This is a genomic window from Bradyrhizobium sp. WBAH42, from assembly GCF_024585265.1.
GTDB lineage: Bacteria > Pseudomonadota > Alphaproteobacteria > Rhizobiales > Xanthobacteraceae > Bradyrhizobium.
Window position 1 is genome coordinate 6552168 of record NZ_CP036533.1, and the last position, 15700, is coordinate 6567867.

General features: G+C 64.2%; 13 protein-coding genes. 3 read left to right on the plus strand and 10 right to left on the minus strand.

Going from position 1 to position 15700, the window contains the following annotated elements; all coding sequences use genetic code 11:
• Window positions 1-77: 77 nt before the first annotated feature.
• Together DCG74_RS30985 and DCG74_RS30990 are read left to right on the plus strand one after the other, a co-directional pair.
• Complete coding sequence (locus DCG74_RS30985; RefSeq protein ID WP_172785401.1) at window positions 78-3053, plus strand: FAD-binding and (Fe-S)-binding domain-containing protein; 2976 nt, start codon at window positions 78-80, stop codon at window positions 3051-3053.
• The gene (locus DCG74_RS30990) at window positions 3046-3474 is read left to right on the plus strand and encodes a heme-binding protein (RefSeq protein WP_172785402.1); all 429 of its coding nucleotides are present in this window, start codon (window positions 3046-3048) and stop codon (window positions 3472-3474) included. Before DCG74_RS30985 ends, DCG74_RS30990 begins: the two co-directional genes overlap by 8 nt.
• A 209-nt stretch (window positions 3475-3683) precedes the next feature.
• Here the strand turns inward: DCG74_RS30990 and DCG74_RS30995 are convergent, their stop codons facing one another.
• The 3 genes from DCG74_RS30995 to DCG74_RS31005 form a co-directional block, all read right to left on the minus strand.
• Complete coding sequence (locus DCG74_RS30995; protein WP_246708806.1) at window positions 3684-3911, minus strand: hypothetical protein; 228 nt, start codon at window positions 3909-3911, stop codon at window positions 3684-3686.
• Window positions 3912-3976: 65 nt separating this feature from the next.
• Window positions 3977-4753 carry an outer membrane protein gene (locus tag DCG74_RS31000; protein WP_172785403.1) on the minus strand — a complete coding sequence of 259 codons (777 nt, stop codon included), beginning with the start codon at window positions 4751-4753 and terminating at the stop codon, window positions 3977-3979.
• Between the two features lie 1198 nt (window positions 4754-5951).
• Window positions 5952-6734 (minus strand): enoyl-CoA hydratase/isomerase family protein, encoded by a 783-nt coding sequence (locus tag DCG74_RS31005; protein ID WP_172785404.1) that lies wholly within the window; start codon window positions 6732-6734, stop codon window positions 5952-5954.
• Between the two features lie 178 nt (window positions 6735-6912).
• On the opposite strand from DCG74_RS31005, the gene DCG74_RS31010 reads away from it, so the two are divergent.
• Entirely contained in the window at window positions 6913-8286 is a 1374-nt protein-coding gene (locus tag DCG74_RS31010; protein ID WP_246708807.1) for a caspase family protein, read from the plus strand.
• On the opposite strand, the gene DCG74_RS31015 is transcribed toward DCG74_RS31010, so the two are convergent.
• The 7 genes from DCG74_RS31015 to DCG74_RS31045 form a co-directional block, all read right to left on the minus strand.
• The gene (locus DCG74_RS31015; RefSeq protein WP_172785406.1) at window positions 8259-10385 is read right to left on the minus strand and encodes a molybdopterin oxidoreductase family protein; all 2127 of its coding nucleotides are present in this window, start codon (window positions 10383-10385) and stop codon (window positions 8259-8261) included. The genes DCG74_RS31010 and DCG74_RS31015 overlap by 28 nt on opposite strands.
• A 157-nt stretch (window positions 10386-10542) precedes the next feature.
• Complete coding sequence (locus DCG74_RS31020) at window positions 10543-11349, minus strand: SDR family NAD(P)-dependent oxidoreductase (protein ID WP_172785407.1); 807 nt, start codon at window positions 11347-11349, stop codon at window positions 10543-10545.
• A gap of 22 nt (window positions 11350-11371) precedes the next feature.
• Window positions 11372-12664 carry a TRAP transporter large permease gene (locus tag DCG74_RS31025; protein WP_172785408.1) on the minus strand — a complete coding sequence of 431 codons (1293 nt, stop codon included), beginning with the start codon at window positions 12662-12664 and terminating at the stop codon, window positions 11372-11374.
• Window positions 12655-13206 (minus strand): TRAP transporter small permease, encoded by a 552-nt coding sequence (locus DCG74_RS31030; RefSeq protein WP_172785409.1) that lies wholly within the window; start codon window positions 13204-13206, stop codon window positions 12655-12657. The genes DCG74_RS31025 and DCG74_RS31030 overlap by 10 nt, the downstream gene beginning before the upstream one ends.
• A 67-nt stretch (window positions 13207-13273) precedes the next feature.
• Complete coding sequence (locus DCG74_RS31035; protein ID WP_172785410.1) at window positions 13274-14245, minus strand: TRAP transporter substrate-binding protein; 972 nt, start codon at window positions 14243-14245, stop codon at window positions 13274-13276.
• Window positions 14246-14537: 292 nt separating this feature from the next.
• Window positions 14538-15266 carry a Crp/Fnr family transcriptional regulator gene (locus tag DCG74_RS31040; protein ID WP_172785411.1) on the minus strand — a complete coding sequence of 243 codons (729 nt, stop codon included), beginning with the start codon at window positions 15264-15266 and terminating at the stop codon, window positions 14538-14540.
• Window positions 15267-15544: 278 nt separating this feature from the next.
• Window positions 15545-15673, minus strand: coding sequence for a hypothetical protein (locus DCG74_RS31045; RefSeq protein ID WP_257187611.1), 129 nt, complete (start codon window positions 15671-15673; stop codon window positions 15545-15547).
• Between the last annotated feature and the right edge of the window lie 27 nt (window positions 15674-15700).

Sequence of the window (15700 nt, forward strand, 5' to 3'; positions counted from 1 at the left end):
TCACAATATAATCGGTCAGGAACCATAATGAATATCCCAGCAAGGCTGAGCCTCGCCGGGTCAGTCCGGGATCAGGGATGACGAACGCCTCCTCGCTCGAACGGCGCCTGCGGTCGGAATTGACCGGCGACGTCCTGTTCGACGGCTTCAGCCGAGGCCGCTACGCCACCGACGCCTCGTTCTACCAGATCATGCCATCAGGCGTGGTGGTGCCCAAGACCATGGACGAGGCCTTGCGAGCGCTGGCGATCGCGCGCGACGAGGGACTGAAGGTCACCCCGCGCGGCGGCGGCACCTCGCAATGCGGCCAGACCGTCAATGACGGCCTGGTGGTCGATCTCTCCAAGCACCTCAACCAGATCCTGTCGCTCGATGTCGAAGGCCGCACCTGCGTGGTCGAGCCCGGCATCGTGCTCGACGACCTCAACCGGCAGCTTAGGAAGCACGGTCTGTGGTTTCCGGTCGACGTCTCCACGGCCTCCCGCGCCACCATCGGCGGCATGGCCGGCAACAATTCCTGCGGCGGACGCTCGCTGCGCTACGGCACCATGCGCGACAACACGCTGTCGATGGAGGCATCGCTCGCCGACGGCACGCTGGGCCGTTTTGGCGAGGTCTCGGGCGATCTCTCGGACGTCGCGGCCGACGACAGCATCCGCGCGCTGTTCCGCAATATGCTCGACCTCGGCACCCGCGAGGCCGACGAGATCGCGGCGCGCTTCCCGAAGGTGCAGCGCCGCGTCGGCGGCTACAATCTCGATGCGCTGGTGCCGCGCAATGCGCCGAACAACATGGCGCATCTTCTGGTCGGCTCGGAAGGCACCCTCGCCTTCACCACCAAGGTCGAGCTGAAGCTCTGGCCCGTGATCCGCAACAAGGCGCTCGGCGTCTGCCATTTCGGCAGCTTCTACGAGGCGATGGACGCGGCCCAGCATCTGGTCAAGCTGAAGCCGATCGCGGTCGAGCTGGTCGACCGCACCATGATCGCGCTCGGCCGCGACATCGCGATGTTCGCACCCGTCATCTCCGCGGCAATCAAGGGCGATCCGGATGCCGTGCTGGTGGTCGAATTCGCCGAAGAGGACCAAGCCGACAATCTGGTGCGCCTCAAGCAGCTTACGGAGCTGATGGGCGATCTCGGCTTCGGCTGGAACAACGACACGCGCAAATGGGGCGGCGTGGTGGAGATTACCGAGCCCGCGCTGCAGAGCGGCATTGCCGACTTCCGTGCCGCCGGCCTCAACGTCATGATGTCGATGAAGCAGGAGGGCAAGCCGGTCTCCTTCGTCGAGGACTGTGCCGTGCCGCTGCCGCACCTCGCCGACTACACCGCGCGGCTGAACGAAGTCTTCGCCAGGCACGGCACCAGCGGCACGATGTACGCGCACGCTTCGGAGGGCTGCCTGCATGTGCGCCCCGTTCTGAACCTGAAGCTGGAGAAAGACGTCAAGGCGATGCGCGCCATCGCCGAGGAGGCTTTCGCGCTGGTGCGCGAGTACAAGGGCTCGCATTCCGGCGAGCATGGCGACGGCCTGGTGCGCTCCGAGTTCCACGCAACGATGTTCGGCGAGCGTCTCGTCGCCGACTTCAGGGAGGTGAAGCATCGCTTCGATCCCGCCGGCGTGCTCAATCCCGGCAAGATCGTCGATGCGCCCAAAATGGACGACCGCTCGCTGTTCCGCTTCAAGCCTGATTATCGCGTCGCGGAGCTCAAGACAAAACTCGACTGGTCGGCTTATCCCGGCGCCGGCGGCGGATTCCATGGCGCGGTCGAGATGTGCAACAACAACGGCGCTTGCCGCAAGCTCGAGGGCGGCGTGATGTGTCCGTCCTACCGCGCAACGCGCAACGAGAAGGATGTCACGCGGGGCCGCGCCAACACGCTGCGCCTTGCGATCTCAGGCCAGCTCGGGCCCGATGCTTTGTCGTCGGACGAGATGATGGAGACGATGAAACTCTGCGTCTCCTGCAAGGCGTGCCGCCATGAATGCCCGACCGGTGTCGACATGGCCAAGATGAAGATCGAGGTGCTCGCGGCGCGCGCCGCCAGCCGCGGCTTGACGCTGCGCGACCGGCTGGTCGGATATCTACCGCGCTATGCCGGCCTTGCTTCGCGCTTCGCGCCGCTGGCGAATTTGCGCAACAGCAGCCCGCTGCTGCGAAGACTGTTCGAGCGCTTTGCCGGCATCAGCGCACGCCGGGCGCTCCCCGCCTTCCGCAGCGATGTGTTCGTGCCGCCGGCCGAAAGCGTTGGACCGGAGACCGGCCGCGAGGTCGTGCTGTTCGCCGATACATTCAATCGCATCTATGAGCGCGAGAACCTGGACGCCGCGCTGCGCGTGCTCGCGGCCGGCGGCTATCGCGTGCATCTGCCCAAACCTGCAAGCGGCAGCCATCCACTGTGCTGCGGCCGCACGTTCCTCTCGGCCGGTCTCGTCGACGAAGCCAAAGCCGAGCTCGACCGGCTGGTCTCGACTTTCGCGCCATACGCGGCGCGTGGCGTCCCGATCATCGGCCTCGAGCCGAGCTGCCTGTTGACGCTGCGCGACGAGCTCGCTTCGCTGCGCAAGGACAACGATGCCAAGGCGGTCGGCGCTCATGCGCTGACCTTCGAGGAGTTTCTGGTGCGCGAGGCCGAGGCCGGAAGGCTGCAATTGCCGCTCGGCATTGTCGCGGACAAGGCCGTGGTGCACGGCCATTGCCATCAAAAATCCTTCGGCGCCTTCAAGCCGGTCGAGCAGGTGCTGCGCCTCGTCCCGGGTCTCAAGATTGAGACCATCGAGTCGAGCTGCTGCGGCATGGCCGGCGCGTTCGGCTATGGTGCGGATACCTACGATGCCTCGATCGAGATGGCCGAGCTGTCGCTGCTGCCCGCTGTGCGGAAGGCTGACCGGAATACGCTCGTCGTCGCCGATGGCACCTCGTGCCGGCACCAGATCCACGACGGCACGAAGCGCGAAGCGCTCCACGTCGCGCGCGTGCTGGCCATGAGCCTCGATCGCGCCAAGTCCAACACCCCTTCTCCAGCTGCAAAGGAAACCAGCCATGGCTGATCTCACCCTCGACACCGCCCGAACAATCCTTGACGCCGCCTTCGCGAAGGCCGGCGAGCTGAAGCTGAAGCCGCTGGTCGTCACCATCCTGGACGCGCGCGGCGTGCTCAAGCTCGGGGCCGCGCAGGACGGGACCAGCCTGATGCGCGCCGAGATCGCGCATGGCAAGGCCTATGGCGCGCTCGCCATGGGCATGGGCTCGCGCGCTTTGTTCCAGCGCGCGCAGGAGCAGGCCTATTTCATCGATGCCGTGAACACGATTGCCAAGGGCGCATTGGTGCCGGTCCCCGGCGGCGTGCTGATCATGGACGGCGCGACCTTGCTCGGCGCGGTCGGCGTCTCCGGCGACACGTCCGACAATGACGAGGCTTGCGCGGTGGCGGGCATCCAGGCGGCGGGCCTAAAGAGCCTCACAGGATAAATCCCGCCCAGGCTAGAAGCATGCGGAGGAATTGTGCCGTTGACGGACGGCCGGAAAATGCGCTTGAGCAACTGGGGCCTACCGACTGCGGCGTCTCGTTCTTGATCACGTTCAAACCTGGCAGCTTGGGCATAGAGTAGGCCAAGCCCCGTGTGCGGGGGTGGAGCGCGCTCGTTTACTGACTAGGCGGGTTTTGGCTGCTTAGGCGGCTAGTCTCGGCGCCAGCGCGTGGAGCAACCCTGAGCTCTAGGTCGATTGCGGTCAGCACGGCCAAGACGGTCGAAAACTTCGGAATCCGTTTCAATTTCTGAAACGTTGAAATCTTTGAGCGCTTGTCCGATCGCGCTGCAAATCTGGTGAGGCTCGGCTGAAGCGAATGCCTGGTTCAGCTCGTCGGCGAGCTGCGAGCGCATGACTGGCGGGTAAGTCTTCGTCATTAGAGCCTCCCAAAAAAAGAAGGCCGGCTCAAACGAGCCGGCCCTTGTTCTCGTAGTGAAGCTGCTCAGTACCGGGCGGCGACCGGAGCGCCAAAACCACCAAAACGGTAGTTTACCCGAACCAGGGCCAAGTCGACATCTTGTCCAATACGAGCAGTCCCGAAAGTAGCGCCAGCCGGTGTCGTGAAAACAGTGTCATGGTGGTCCAGGAAGATATGGTCATACTCGAAGCCAACCGACCAATTCGGAGCAAAGCCGAATTCAACGCCGGCGCCGACCGTACCGCCCCAGCGAGTTTCCCGTGCTGAAGCCAGGAGCGTACCGGCACCAAGGAAGCCCGGGGGAACGTAGCTGTCGAAGCGATTACCAACCACCCCGGCACCGCCCTTGACGTAGAGGAGGACATTGTTCCAGGCGTAGCCCACCTGGCCGGTGATCAGACCAAACGAGTCGATGCGGGTGCGATTATCGGCACCGGTGAAAAGGCCAATGTTGCTGCCGTGAAAATCGGCCCAGTTGCCCTGACCCTCAACGCCGAAGACCCAGTTTGCCGATTGCCAGCGGTATCCGATCTGGCCACCAACCGTGCCGCCGGTTGCGTCGTGGCAACCCTCAGCCACAGCCGGCACGACCGGTACAACCCCCACCGCCACGATGTCGGCGCAAGTATGGGAGGAGCCCCAGCCACCGTTGATGCCGATGTAGAAGCCGCTCCAGTCATAGATCGCAGCCACCATCGGCGGAGCCTTGGTGTACGGCCGAGCCGCCAGGTCCGCCGCACTGGCAGGAGCCGCTAGACCGAGTGCCAGAGCACCGGCCGCAGCCGCGAAAAGTTTTCTCATTCGAGTGTCTCCCCAACAATAACGAGTTCAATGAATCAGTGTCGTTCGCCCACCTGCCAAGTTATCTTAGCCCTCTCGCCTGTATGTCGCTGTAACGAGCTTGCAACAGTCGTTGCAAAGATGAGCTCGCACAACCGGAACCTTGTGCTCGTTAGCGTGCATAGGCCGGTCTCTGAGAGCCACGGGAACCGCATGTTCGGCCCCCGAGGGGTCTTTTCATTTCGCGGTTGCGATATCTCGGGCAAGAAGCTCACAGTCCGGAGCACATCAAGCGCCAGCTACTTAGCGTTGCCGCGAGTGCATGCGGTCGCGGTCGGGAGTGTCTTCCAAGTGCTTCGTGTCTTCCTAAGGATTGCTGTTCGGAGTGGATCGACATTTGTCGATGCGCTGATGGAGCGGCTATGCTTTGAGACCGTTCCGATTATCTTGCAGTCTCCAGATTCCACCTGTCCGCCATGCCCGAGATAGAGGGAATGGCGTACGTTCAGTTTAGGAAGCGGCACTGCTCGGCGACCTCACTCCCCCGATTTGAGACCGGTTACCGAATTATTGTCGCCGGGGCTAAGCAGCCCAAGTCGACGTTCTAATTCCTCTTTCTTGATCATGAGTCTTACGCTGAGAATGTCATTGATTAGCCTGTGCAGTTGCCACAGCTCCTCCACTGACATGCTTTGAAACCGCTGCAGCTCCATGAATCCCCCGGCTCACGAACTAACTTAGCTTTCGGGCCATTATACGGGGCCGCTACCTGATTGTCATTTGAGCGCAGAGTTATCTGACGTTCGACTTCGACCTGGTCTTTGGGAGGTTGGCTGACATGAGCTTCACGCAGCGCGCCGCACCTGGCTGCGTCAATAGATGCCGTAGGACGCTCAATTCAACAATCCGCAGGGCTGTACCGTCTCACGGTCCTTACGATGCTCTCGGTTCACCATGGCTCGGTCTGGGTCTCAATCCTTGAGCACGAGCCGAAGCCGTCTTCCGGATTGCGTGCGTTAGGTCATTTGCGAGCGCCGCCTGCTGGTTCGCCACTTCCGTCGTGATCTGCGCGCGCTCATCGCGAAGGAGCAGCCGACAGCCCGCATGGTCACCCAAGAACTCATGAGCCGCAAACACAGCTCACATGCTTCAGCCGGCCACGTCGCGGGGCATGACAGTCGTGGCGAGGGTGCGTGCGCCGTTCCTAGGCAGCTTCCCCCTACTTCCCCGTCCAGACCGGCTTCCGCTTCTCGCTGAACGCTTTCAACCCTTCCTTGGCGTCCTCGGTCATCGCGAGCAGCGCGATCTGGCTTTCGGTGTAGGCGATGCTCTCGTCGAACGACATCGAGGCGATCGCGCGCATGGCGTACTTGCCACGGCGGATCGCGGTCGGGGATTTGTCGACGATGCGGCCGATCAGCCAGTCGACCTTGGCATCGAGCTCGGCGGCAGGCACGACATAGTTGAGCAGCCCCGCCGCCTGCGCGGCCTTGGCGTCGAACGGCTCGCCCGTGAGCGCCCATTCGTTGACGAGACGGGGCGGCGCGATGCGCTGGAGCAGGCTCAGCACCTGCATCGGGAACACGCCGACCTTCACCTCCGGCAGGCCGAAGACGACGTGATCGGCCGCAACCGCCATGTCGGTCATGCACAACAGACCCATGCCGCCGGCCATGCAGACGCCGGCGACCCGCGCGATGGCGGGCTTGGTGGCGTTCTGTGACAAACGTAACAGATCGGCATAGTCGACATTTGGTTTAGAATGATCCATCGCGAAAGCCGCGCCGGAATTCTGCAAGTCGGCGCCCGCGCAGAACGCCTTGTCGCCCGCGCCCGTCAGCACGATGACGCGGACGTCCTTGTCGTCATGCGCATCGCGATAGGCTCTTGTGATGCCGGCGATGACCTCGCCGTTCAGCGCGTTGCGTTTCTCCGGCCGGTTGATGGTGATCCAGAACGCCTGCCCGCGCTTCTCGGTAATGACAGCTGTGGGGTCGGTCATGGCATGCTCGCTTGCTTGGTCCCGTTTTGCAGCCATTTGCGGCAGGTCGGGCCGCGCGCGCAAGGGCAATCTGCAAGGTCGCGTCACCATAGCGTGTGGGCGCAACTTCGCTTCGCGATTGAATTGGGGCTTGCGCGCGCTATCCTGACCGGAGATTTGATCACCGATGAGCCATTTCATGCGTGCCGCATTCATGTTGTTGCTGGCAGGACTGGTCGTGCTGAGCGGCGGTGCCGCATGCCCTGCGGCCGACGCCGCGAAGATCGCGCTGGTGATCGGCAACGCGAAATATCCCGACAATGAGTTCGTCCTCAGCGACGTCGCCAACGATGCCCAGGACGTCGCCGAGGAGTTGAAGCGCAGCGGCTTTGTCGTCGACAGGCAGAGCAATATCACCGGCGATGCCATGCGGCAGGTGCTGGGCCGCTTCTATGACCGCATCGAGCGCGGCGCGGTGGCGCTGATCTTTTTCGACGGCTTTGCCATCCAGTCCAATCGTCAGACCTATCTGCTGCCGGTCGACGCCCAGATCTGGACCGAGCCGGACGTCTCGCGCGACGGCTTCAGCCTCGACACCATCCTCGCCGAGATGAACACGCGTGGTGCCGCGATCAAGATCGCGCTGATCGACGCCTCCCGCCGCAACCCGTTCGAGCGGCGCTTCCGCCGCTATTCGGCCGGCCTGGCACCGGCGATCGCACCGAGCAATTCGCTGGTGCTCTACTCCGCCGCGCTCGGCGCCGTCACGGCGAGCGGCAAGACCGATCGCAGCCTGTTCATCGCCGAGCTGCTGCGCGAAATGCGCGCGCCGAACATCAGCGCCGAGCAGGCCCTGACCAACACCAAGAACGGCGTCGTTGCCGCCACCAACCGCGAGCAAGTGCCCTGGCTGGCCTCCTCGCTGACGACGGACTTCTCGTTCGCAAGCGCGGCGACGCGGCCGCGGGACGACACGGCCCCGACCAAGCCGGAGGCGCAGACAATCGAGCCGCAGAAGCCGGTCTGCGAGGTGACCCAGGCGGAGCCCGCTCCGAATGCGGACGAGCTGGCACGAGATCCCGTCATCGCCGATCTCAGTCGCAAGATCACCGCCAACGCCAACGATGCCATCGCGCGCTACAAGCGCGGCCAGGTCTACGCGATCAAGCGCGCCTATGCGCTTGCGATGCCGGATTTCGACGCGGTGCTCCGCCGCGCGCCCAAGGACGCGGAAGCCTTGAACAATCGCTGCTGGACCCGGGCTGCGACCGGTGACCTGCAAGGCGCGCTCGCCGACTGCAATCTGGCGCTCCAGATCAACCCGGGCTTGAGCGATGCACTCGACAGCCGCGGGCTCGTCAACCTCAAGCTCGGACGCAATGCCGAGGCGATCAAGGATTATACCGACGCGATCCAGCGCAACCCGCGCTCCTCATCATCGCTGTACGGCCGCGGCATCGCCGCGCGCAGAAGCGGCGGCGACGGTGCCACCGACATCGCGCAGGCGAAGTCGATGAACCCGAACATCGCGAAGGAATTCGCAGGCTACGGCGTGACGGAATGCGCGCCCTGAGCTGAGGCCGCCTTCCTGATCCAGACCTTGTTGTCGTGGAACGCCGCGCCGCCGATCGGCGCGATGGTGTCCGCGCCCGTCAGCATGTTGATGCCGCGCCCGCCGATGTGATTACTGTTGGGATGAACGGATTCGGCGATCAGGACGCCGCGCCGCACGCCCTCGAACAGCGTCGCCATCAGCGTGGTCTCGCCGCGGCCGTTGCCGAGCGTCACCGCATCACCATCGGCGATGCCGAGCGCGGCCGCGTCGAGCGGGTGGATCATCACGCTGGCCCTGCCCTCGCGTGCCTGCGAGGACGGCGTCTCGTTGAAGGTGGTGTTGAGGAAGCTGCGCGACGGGCTGGTCGCGAGCCGGAACGGATGGGCCTGGTCGGTGTGCTCGATCACCGCCCAATGATCCGGCAGATCGGGCATCTTGTCGACATCGCCCATGAGCTGGCCGAACGGCGGATGCGCCCAGTCGGCTTTGAAATGGAATTTGCCGTCGGCGTGAGCGAAGCCGTCGAGATAATGCGAGGTGCGGAAATCCGGCTGCAGATCGCGCCAGAGGTCGGCTTCGAGGCCGGCGATGTCGCCGTGATTGCTCAGCTGCAGCGTGGCGTCGATCAGCTCGCGCGGGCTCATCTCGAAGCCGGGATGCCTGGCGCCGAGCCGCGGCGCCAGCGCCTGCAGCACCTCGTGGTTGGAGCGGCATTCGCCGGGTGGGTCGATCAGCTTCGGCCCGACCGAGATGTGCTGGTGGCCGCCGCCGTAATAGAGGTCGTCATGCTCCATGAACATGGTCGCCGGCAGCACGATGTCGGCCATCTGCGCCGTCTCGGTCATGAACTGCTCGTGCACCGCGACGAACAGATCCTCGCGCGCAAAGCCCTGCCGGACCAGCGCCTGCTCCGGCGCCACCGTCATCGGGTTGGTGTTCTGGATCAGCATCGCCTTGACCGGACCCTTGCCCTGCAGAGCTTCGGCATCGCCGGTAAGGATGCGTCCGATCTGCGACTGGTCGAGCGCGCGCGTCGACTTGTCGATGGCGTCGTGGCCCTCGATGATGGATTCGTTGAAGTGCCACAGCGCGTAATTGTTGAAGAAGGCGCCGCCGCCTTCATATTGCCAGGCGCCGGTCACCGCGGGAATGCAGAGCGCCGCATGCATCTGCGTGGCGCCGTTGCGCGAGCGGGTGAAGCCGTAGCCGAGGCGCAGGAAGGTCCGCTTGGTCTCGCCGACGGCCTTGGCAAACGCCTCGATCTCCGACACCGGGACGCCGCAAATGGCCGAGGCCCATTCCGGCGTGCGCGTCTTGAGATGCGCCTCGAGCTCGGCCGGGCAATCGGTGTACTTGTCCATGTAGGCGCGGTCGGCATAGCCGTCGCGGAACAGGACATGCATGACGCCGCAGGCGAAGGCGCCGTCGGTGCCGGGCCGCAGGATGATCTTGATGTCAGCCTGCTTCATGGTCTCGTTGTCGTAGATGTCGACCGCCGCGATCTTCGCGCCGCGCTCCTTGCGGGCGCGCGAGGCGTGCGTCATCACGTTGACCTGGGTGTTGACGGGATTGGTGCCCCAGATCACGACGAGATCGGACAGCGCCATCTCGCGCGGATCGACGCCGGCGATCTTTCCGGTGCCGATCGCAAAGCCGATGCGCGCGACATTGGCGCAGATGGTCTGATAGAAGCGCGAATATTTCTTCACGTGCGTGAGACGGTTGAGCCCGTCGCGCATCACGAGGCCCATCGTGCCGGCGTAGTAATAGGGCCAGATCGATTCCGCGCCGAACTCGCGCTCGGCCTGGTTGAAGCGGTCCCCGATCTCGTCCAGCGCCTCGTCCCAGGAGATGCGTGCGAACTGACCTGAGCCTTTGGGGCCGGTGCGGCGCAGCGGATAGATCAGCCGCTCGGGGTGATGGATGCGCTCGGCATAACGGGCGACCTTGGCGCAGACGACGCCGGCGGTATAGGTCTGCTTTTTCGAACCGCGGACGCGGCCGATGCTGCGGCCGTCGACCACCTCGACATCGAGGGCGCAGGCCGAGGGGCAATCATGCGGGCAGGTCGAATGGCGGATCTCGATCTTGGTGTCGATCTTGGCGTGCTGGTTCATGTCCCAGTTCGTAACACCAAAATACCGGCCAGCCGAGCGCATTTATCCGGCAAGCCCCATGCGATTTGATCAAGGCGCGCGCCGGAGCTTCCTGCTGCGGTTGCGAAGGAAGCCCAGCCAGTTGGCCGCGCTACGTACAACCCGAGCTGCGGCTGACCTACTTGTGCAACTGGGTGAGACCGGTCGGCGGACCGTCGACAGCGGTCCAGCCGCCGTCGACGAACAGCGTGCTGCCGCTGACATAGCTCGCGGCGTCCGAGGCGAGATAGGCGACGGCGGTCGCGACCTCGTCGGCGCTGCTCCAGCGGTTGAACACGGTGTGGCCGGCGTAGAGATTGTAGATGTCCGGGCGCTGCTTGAACGGGCCGGTCAGCGCGGTCTCGGCGATGCTCGGGGCGATCGCGTTGACGCGCACGCCGGCGTGCCCGACCTCGGAGGCAAAGCCCTTCACCAGGAGGCCGATCGCCGCCTTGGTGGAGCCGTAGACGCCGAGGCCCGGCTCGATGGTCACCGCGCGGACCGAGGAGCAGGCGATGATGCTGCCACCCTTCTGCGCGACCATGATGCGGCCGAAGGCCTGGAAGAAAAAGACCGTGCCCTTGACGTTGAGGTTGAGAACGCGGTCGAGATCCTCCTCGGTGTAGTCGAGGATGGTCTTGCGGATGTTGAGCCCCGGCGTCGTCACGGCGATGTCGAGCCGCGGAAATTTCTGCATCGCGGTTTTCGCGAGTGCGTCGACGTCCGCGGCGCTCGCGGCGTTGCAAGCCGCCGCCGCCGCCCAGCCGCCCTTGTCGCGAATGCCGGCGGCGGTCGCCTCCGCTGCGTCGAGCGCGCGATCGGCGCAGACGACGCGGGCACCGAGATCCGCAAGCGCTTCGGCCGACGACTTGCCGATGCCGGATGCGGCGCCGAGAACGAGCGCGGTCTTGCCGGTGAGATCGAAGAGCTTGCGATAGTCCGTCACTGACAATGTCTCCCTGGTGCGGCTAGCCCTTGTAGCCCATCAAGAGGCGCGGCAGCCACAGCGAGAATGCAGGGACGTAGGTCACGAACATCAGTGCTGCGATGAGCGCGGCATAGAACGGCAGGATGGTGCGCATCACCGCGCCGACCGAGATGCCGCCGATGGCGCAGCCGACGAATTGCGTGGTGCCGACCGGCGGCGTGTTGAGCCCGAGCGCGCAATTGATCAGCATCAGCATGCCGAACTGCACCGGGTCCATGCCCGCCTTCATAGCGATCGGCAGGAAGATCGGGGTGCAGATCAGGATGGTCGCCGCCATGTCCATGAACGTGCCGAGCACGAACAGGATGACGTTGATGAGCAGGAAGATCACCCAGGGCTGCGTCGACACCTTGCTCATCATCGCGCCGGCGAGATCCGCCACCTCGTAAAGTCCCATCAGGTACTGGAACATGGTGGAGACGCCGATCAGCAGCAGCACCACTCCCGTCGTCTTCACCGCCTTGGCGGCGGCGCGCAGGAAGTTGCCCCAGGTCATGGTGCGGTAGATGAAGAAGGTCAGCAGGATCGTGTAGGTGACGGCGATGGCCGCCGATTCGGTTGCCGTGAAGACGCCGGACAGGATCCCGGCCAGGATGATGCCGACGATCAAGAGCCCCGGCAGCGCAGCCGCCAGCGAGCGGACGACCTCGGCCCAGCCCGGGAACTTGCCGGCCGGATAGCCGCGCCTCACCGCGACCGCGTAGGCGGCGACCAGCATGCAGACCATCAGCACCAGCGCCGGCAGGAGACCGGCGGCGATCAGCGCGCCGATCGAGACTTTGCCGCCAGCCGCCAGGGCATAGATGATCATGTTGTGGCTGGTCGGCATCAAGGCGCCCACGAGCGAGGCGTGGGTGGTGACGTTGACGGCGTAGTCGGTGTCGAAGCCTTCCTTCTTCATCATCGGGATCATCACCGCGCCCATCGCCGACACGTCGGCCACGGGGGAGCCCGAGACGCCGCCGAACAGCGTGCAGGCGACCACGTTCGACATGCCGAGACCGCCGCGGATGTGCCCGACGAGGTTCTTGGCGAGCTGCACGATCTTGTCGGCAACGCCGCCGTGCAGCATCAGCTCACCGCTGAAGACGAAGAACGGAATGGCGAGGAAGGAGAAGATGTTCATCCCCGACATCATCTGCTGGAAGATGACGGCGACCGGCAGCCCCTCGTAGAGGATGGTGCAGATGGCCGACAGGCCGATCGCGAAGGCGACCGGCACGCCGAGGATGAGGAAGCCGAAGAAGGTGGCGCCGAGGATGATCAGTTCCATGACGGGACGACCTCTTCGCCGCGCAGGAGCGCAATGATGTGCTCGATGGAAAATGAGACGATCAGGATGCCGGAGGCGATCAGCGGCACATAGCGGATCACCTCGGGCAGACCGAGATTGGGGATCTTCACGGTGCCGACCGACGCACCGAGGATCCAGCCGTTATAGGCCATGGCAAGGCCGAACACGGCGACCAGAACGTGGATCACGATCTCGATCTTCTCCCGTACGTGATCCGAGAGCATGACCAGCAGGCTGTCCATGCCGATATGCCCGGCATCGCGTACGCCGACGGCGGCGCCGATCAGCGTGACGTAGAGGATCAGGACCAGTGCCAAATTCTCGGTCCAGGTCGGGCTGGAGTTGAGCACGTAACGTCCGAACACCTGGTAGAAGACGATGGCGACGATGACGAGCAGGCCGGTCACCGACAGGTACATGCCAAGGCGCGCGATGGGGGCATTGATCCGCGACAGCAAGCCGGTGGACGGGCGTGCCGCTACGGCCCCCTGCTCGTGACTTGCGACGTGTGGGTCTGTCATCCCGCGCCTCCTTCCGGGGGTCCGGTGCCGCCTCGCGGCGACGCCGGACCCGATCCCCTGACTTGTCTTACTTCGTGTCCTGGATGCGCTTGACGAGGCTCTGCAGCTTCTCGTCGCCGGCGAACTTCTGGTAGACCGGCTTCATCGCATCGACGAACTCCGCCTTGTTGCCGATCGTGATCACCTGGACGCCGGCGGCCTCGACGGTCTTGCGGGCGGCCTGCTCGCGCGCGTCCCAGAGCTTGCGCATCACGGGCACCGATTCCTTGGCGGCCTTGCGGACCATCGCCTGGTCCTCCTTGCTCAGCGTGTCCCAGACCTTTTTCGAGATCACGAGAACTTCGGGCGCGAGGGAGTGCTCGGTGATGTTGTAGAACTTGGCGGCTTCGAAGTGACGGGAGGATTCGTAGGACGGCCAGTTGTTCTCGGCGGCGTCCACGAGGCCGGTCTTGAGCGCGGTATAGACCTCGCCATAGGGCATCGGCGTCGGGTTGGCCCCGAGGCTCTGGATCATGCCGACCCACAGGTCGGATTGCTGGACACGGATCTTCAGGCCCTTCAGGTCGGCCAGCGATTTGACCGGCCCCTTGACGGTGTAGATCGAGCGCGCGCCGCTGTCGTAATAGGCAAGGCCGACCAGACCCGCGGGCTCCATGGCTGCCAGGATCTCATCGCCGATCGGACCGTCGAGCACGGTGCGCATGTGCTGCGTATCCCGGAAGACGAAGGGCAGGCACAAGGCGATGGTCTCGGGCACGAAATTGTTCAGCGGCGATGCGTTGATCCGCATCATGTCGAGCGCGCCGATCTTGAGTTGCTCGATCGTGTCCTTCTCCGAGCCCAGGGCGCCGTTCGGAAACACCTTCACGCCGAGCTTGCCGCCGCTCGCCGCCGCGAGCTGCTGGCCCATGAACTTGACCGCCTCGACGGTCGGATAATCGGCGGGGTGAACGTCGGCGGAGCGGAAATCGCGCGCGGTGGCCAGGGGTGCTGAGACCGCCAGTGCAACGGCTGTGATGATACCGGTGAGCGTCTTCATTTGGGCTTTCCTCCTGGGTTGATGAATTAATTATATCGTTGTCGGCCCGGCTGCAGGCCGCCTTGGGTCGCTCCGCTTCAGGTGTGAAGTCAAGCGCCAATGTCGTCCCTAGGGCGGGCGGCATTCTCTGTCCAAGCCAAATCCGGCATCGATCGATGCAAGACTTGCATCGATCGATTTCTGGCGCAATTCGCACTATGGTGGGTACGGCGGGCTGGCTCGACGTCGCTGGCCCGGGCCTCCGAGGGCTGGACCTGCCCGGTCGCCATCATCGACATTTAGGCCCGAGGGATCACTCGCCGTCGAGGCCGCTCTCGGCGAGCTCGCGCAGCGCGTCGGTATCCAGCACGACGATGGCGCCATGCTCGAGGCGGACCCAGTTGCGGCCGGCCCAGGCGCGCAATTGCTTGTTGATGCTCTCGCGCGTCATCCCGACCATCTCGCTGATCTCCTGCTGCGTGATGGCGAGCGTGCCGCTGCCGGAATCGAGCTTGCGCTCTTCGGTGAGACCTAGCAGCGCACTGGCAAGCCGGCCCGGCAAATTCTGCAGGATCACCTGCTCGACCTGCTGACTGGTCCAGCGCAGACGCGCGCACAGCAGCTCGATGAATTTCATCGCCAGCGCCGGCTGGCTCTTCACGAACGGCAGGAAGTCCCGGCGATCGATGACGTAGAGCTCGCAATTGGTATTGGCGGTCGCATCCGCCGACCTGGGCGCGCCGTCGAGCACGGCGATCTCGCCAAAGATCTCTCCCGGACCGATCAGATTGAGGATCGCGTTCCGTCCGTCAGGCGAGGAGGAGGAAATCTTCACCGTGCCAGAAATCACCGCGAACAGATTGTTGCCGGGATCGCCCTTGGCGGCGATCGTCGCGCCTCGCTTGACGTTGGTGTGCTTGGCGTAGCGGCAAAGCTGATCGAGCGCCTCCGGCTCCAGATCCGCGAAGATCGGGTGCTTGCGCAGGACCGATAGTTTGTTGCCCGCCTGTTGTCGGGGGTCGCCGGTCTTGTCCTGAGGCACGCCGGAGCTCCTAAGACTACGAGGCATCGAGTTCCTGCGTAGTCAACGTTACCAGGCATTTCAACCGGAAAGCACGCGCTCGATTTGAGCCAAATGCCACGAAAAGGCCAAGTAACGTCGGAAGTCAGCAGCCGAAAGCTGCGGCGATGCGTCTTCTTCGACGCAGAGTTGCGGATTACGCAAACCGCGATTGCGTCGAGACGCTGCCGAGGGCCAGCGGCCGCCTGGGCAAGTATCGGCCCTGGCGCGCTGGACTCGGACCTAGACCTGAAGAAGCTTCAGAGCCTGGAATCCGGATCGAGCCGGCCCGCGCCGGTTTGCCGGTCGGCCCAAGCCAAAGCTACGGCGAACGCGACGAAGATCGCGACGACGATAACGGTCACCAGCAACGCGTCAGCAGGCATCATCCCCTCCCGGATTTGTCTCCGGCATTA